Consider the following 3,845-nt stretch of genomic DNA (forward strand, 5'->3'; position numbering starts at 1 on the left):
CCCCACGGCTCCGCCTTGCCCGTGGCCAGGTTTATTAGCACTGCCGTGTGCCACTTGCCCTCGCGGTTGCCGCCCGCAAGCTGGACACCGAGCACGGCTGTTGAGGTGTGGGGGAGGGCACTCAGGCGCAGAATCCCGCCGCTGATTCCTGTCTCGTCGAAGAGCTTATGGGCGGCGGGGCTGAGCGTGATGGTCTTGGGGGGAGCGTTGCCCACGCGAAAGCCCGTGACATAGTCCTCGGTATTGATGGGGGTGATGGTGCTCTTTTCTGGTTCAGGAGTGGGCGGTGCGCTGCGCTTTTTATTCTTGCCGTTTTCGTCGCACTCGTACCACTCTAGAATGTCGTCGCCTGCGTCATCGGCCTTGCCGGTGGAGAGGCCGTAGGAGATGCGCTTGCCATCGGCGCTCCAGCGCGGCGACTGGCAGGCGCGGCTCTCTTGTGTCAGGCGGACTCGCTGCGTCCCTTCCGGCGTCGTCCGCCAGAGCTGCGCCACTTTATCGCCCTTCAGCGCCGCGGAAACAATCAGTGTGGGGAGGTTAGACATAGGGAAGTACCAAAGCTCTCTGCCGCTCCAGGCTCTCCCAGACATTTCCGGGCTCGCCGTAGACCAGTGTGTAGGGGCCAGCGAACTCCGCGGCGCGGGTGAGCTCTAGGCACCGCAGGAAGTCCTCGTCGCTGTCCCACTTGGCGTGGCAGCCCTCGGCGTACTCGGCGATCTGCTCTAGGTTGCTGTACTTGTCCGGGCCGCCCCAGTTGCCAAAATCGAAGGTCATGCCTATCGAGCCGCCCGTCTCTTCCATCAGCGTATGGATCGCTTCGGGGGTGGAGAGCGTGGGGAACCAGTTTTCCGTCATGACATGCACGCCGCGCACGTAGGCCTCCATCGCGATAATCTTAAACTGCGCAATGGACTTTGCCAGCGACTCATCGGTGAGGGGCTGCTTGCCGCCGATAATGCGGACACACTGCGCCCCCAGCTGGGATGCCTTATCAATCCAGCCGATGATCCAGTCTCGATCCCGATCTCCAAACTCCGGGTGGTTGAGATCGCCATCGTCGATCAGCAGGCTCCAGAGTGCGACTCCGGCTTCTTCGCGTGCCGCTGCCCACTCGTCTAAGTAGCAGGCGCTGGTGTTGGGAAGATGAAAGTGGCACAGCTCCATGGTGGTGATGCCGCGTCTTGCCAGCTCACGCGGGAGATGCAGTAAGTCAAGCGACGCACTATCGCGTGGGGGCATCAGGCGACCTTCGGGATCACCGGGTCTGCCAGGGGCAACGGTGCCTATGAGCTCATGAAGCGCCCAAGTCGAAACCGAGAGGCGCAGAGGTGTCTGGATCATGGAAACATTGTAGCGTATTTTTCTTCACTGGTTGTTATACGGGTTTTTGAGTTTTGGATATATTGATTATCATTATGGCGTGTATATTGTATTTATAAATTACGAAATGCAATAGTTAGCGATGTTTAGATGCTTTTATGTGCTTGTTGACTATGTATCTATACATTTTATGAAGAATTTTAAAGAGGAACTTATGTCTATCCGAATATCTCCGCTTTGGGGTCGCGTTGCCTTAATGGGATCTCTGGGAATTGCGCCCGTTGTTGTTGCGCCTGCAGCACATGCCACCAGCTTTTTCACCGACCTTGCGAGTACATTTCCCTCTGTCTACAGCTACGGCAGTGCGGATGGCGCGACCGTAGGCTGGGCCGAGGATGGAGTTAGCCTCTATGCCATGTACTGGGATAGTGCCAGCAATGCGATAAATTTACATCCCGCAATACTGGGGGACAACTCTGCCTCGCTTGCCTTAGGGGTTTCGGGTGACCGGGTTGTGGGCTGGGGGCTTGGCGATGCGACAGGCGGCTCGATACACGCTCTTGTTTGGAACAACTTGGTGGCTAGCGATCTGCATCCCAGCTCGCTCTTGGGGACAGGCTACTCCTCCGCGCTTGGCATTAATGCAGCAGGCGATAAGATCGTGGGCTATGCAACCGCTACCGATGCAGACCTGGTAAGCAATGGTTATGTAGGAGGTGCATTTTCTCCTGTTGCCCGACGCTGGGACAATGGGTTTAACTGGATCTTGCCTGTCAATACTCTCGACAGTGCAGGCCAGCGCATCTCGTCCTCAGCGGCCTTTGGAATCAGCGGCAACATTGCGGTAGGCAATGGGTTCTTTGAGACCCAGGGCTATGACAGCGCGATTCTCTGGGATGGCATCACCAGCTACCGCCTGAGTGATCTCTACTCCCAAGCTCGTGCGATTGATGGCGGCGAGCTGGGCCTGAGTGGAGCGCGTACCGTTGGCGTTCAGGAGAACCAAGCCTATGTTTGGAATGGAGTCAGCAGCGGGACAAGCCTGCACCCCACGAGCTATCTGGGAGTGGGGGGCACCTCCGAAGCTCGTGCGATCTCTGGCAATCTGATCGTGGGAGTGGGGGCAGGCGCAAACACGGCCAACCTCAACCGCGCACTAGCTTGGCAGAATGGTGTTTTTTACGATCTTCACTCCCAGCTTGGTCTGGCGGACGATGCCATCTCGGAAGCGACTTCTGTAGATAGCCAGGGCTATGTCTCAGGCAACTACATCGTTAATGGCGAGAAAAAAGCCTTCCGGGTGAAGTTCACGCCCGTTGGGGGAGGCACACCGACTCCCGTGCCAACCCCAGAGCCGATCCCAACACCCATTCCGACACCCGTGCCAACCCCGGAGCCGATTCCTACCCCTGCACCGACTCCCATGCCAACCCCAGAGCCGATCCCAACACCCGCTCCGACTCCGGTGCCAACCCCAGAGCCGATCCCAACGCCCGAGCCGATTGCAACGCCTGCTCCTACCCCAGAGCCCATTGCGACGCCAGATCCCACTCCCGTTCCAACCCCGGAGCCTATCGCGACGCCAGATCCCACTCCTATTCCAACCCCGGAGCCTATCTCCGACCCAAATCCTCAGCCTAGCCCGGATCCGCAGGCAACGCCGGTTTCAGACCCGAGTGCCATTCCAGAGCCTAGTGCTGCTGCGCTTTTGGTTCTAGGAGGAGTCGCGCTCGCCTCACGACTGCGGCGGCGCTGATAGCGTAGACTTTTAGTCTTTGTCTCTCTCAATTCCCAGGAACCCTCGCAGGCGATCCAGCCACGAGGGTTTTTCTTCGGGGGGCTCTAGGGTCTGGGGATGTACCGAAGGGCGTGCCCCGACCGCGGCAAGGGTTTGCTGGGCCTGCGCAAGCGCACTTGCCTCAGCCTGTGGGGTCGGGTCGGGCTGATGAAGGGTCAGGCGGGTCAAGTTCGCGGTGCGTGCCAGTGCTCGAAGCTCCATCCACTCCTCCTCGGTGAGTGCCGCACGATCCGTCGCCTCAATACTGCGACCTTCTAGCAGAGCATCTAGCACCCGGTGCACGGGAGGGGAGAGTAGGTTGAAGTTGCCTGTCTGGGCATCTTTAGAGTTCGATATGGGTTCCATGGTATTTCTTAACCGGCGCTGCTGTACTCTCTTGTTCTGTCTGTGCGACGCTACGCCGTCGCTGCTCAATAGCTCCGCTCTGCACCGCTTCCTCACGCAGAATCTTGCGTAAGTTTACCAGCCCCCGGTGAATCAGGGACTTAACGGCTCCCTCGGTTTTACCTAAAGCAAGAGAGATCTCCTGAATCGAGAGATCGCCGCCAAAGCGTAGCAAGATCGTGTCTGCCTGGTCCGCAGGCAGTGTGGCGACCGCTGCCCGGATCAGTGCTTGCGTCTCGTGGCGCTCCGCGAGCTCGTGCGGGTTCGGGCCTGCGTCCTGGAGGTTTTCCATCAGCGCTCGGACATCATCTGCGGCCCCTTCTAGTGAGAGAGGTGGCTGTCC

4 protein-coding genes and 1 pseudogene are annotated in these 3,845 nt (G+C 58.8%); 1 reads left to right on the forward strand and 4 read right to left on the reverse strand.

The window, feature by feature from the left end:
• Positions 1-545, reverse strand: a pseudogene (locus tag AC1XOS_RS20910) (hypothetical protein); the annotation flags it as partial.
• Positions 538-1,341: a sugar phosphate isomerase/epimerase family protein gene (locus AC1XOS_RS20915; RefSeq protein ID WP_481964146.1), complete on the reverse strand. Its 804-nt coding sequence runs from the start codon at positions 1,339-1,341 to the stop codon at positions 538-540. The gene AC1XOS_RS20915 and the pseudogene AC1XOS_RS20910, both read right to left, overlap by 8 nt.
• Before the next feature lie 235 nt (positions 1,342-1,576).
• Here AC1XOS_RS20915 and AC1XOS_RS20920 point away from each other — a divergent pair, with 235 nt between their 5' ends.
• Positions 1,577-3,076, forward strand: coding sequence for a PEP-CTERM sorting domain-containing protein (locus AC1XOS_RS20920; protein ID WP_481964147.1), 1,500 nt, complete (start codon positions 1,577-1,579; stop codon positions 3,074-3,076).
• Positions 3,077-3,088: 12 nt separating this feature from the next.
• Here the strand turns inward: AC1XOS_RS20920 and AC1XOS_RS20925 are convergent, their stop codons facing one another.
• Entirely contained in the window at positions 3,089-3,463 is a 375-nt protein-coding gene (locus AC1XOS_RS20925) for a hypothetical protein (RefSeq protein ID WP_481964148.1), read from the reverse strand.
• A partial coding sequence (locus tag AC1XOS_RS20930; protein ID WP_481964149.1) for an RNA polymerase sigma factor occupies positions 3,441-3,845 on the reverse strand: 405 nt, incomplete at its 5' end. The genes AC1XOS_RS20930 and AC1XOS_RS20925, both read right to left, overlap by 23 nt.

The organism is Armatimonas sp. (genome assembly GCF_964826245.1).

Bases quoted from the DNA above. Each gene is read 5' to 3' on its own strand.
- AC1XOS_RS20915 (WP_481964146.1), bottom strand. From the start codon at position 1,341: ATGATCCAGACACCTCTGCGCCTCTCGGTTTCGACTTGGGCGCTTCAT.
- AC1XOS_RS20925 (WP_481964148.1), bottom strand. From the start codon at position 3,463: ATGGAACCCATATCGAACTCTAAAGATGCCCAGACAGGCAACTTCAAC.
- AC1XOS_RS20920 (WP_481964147.1), top strand. From the start codon at position 1,577: ATGGGATCTCTGGGAATTGCGCCCGTTGTTGTTGCGCCTGCAGCACAT.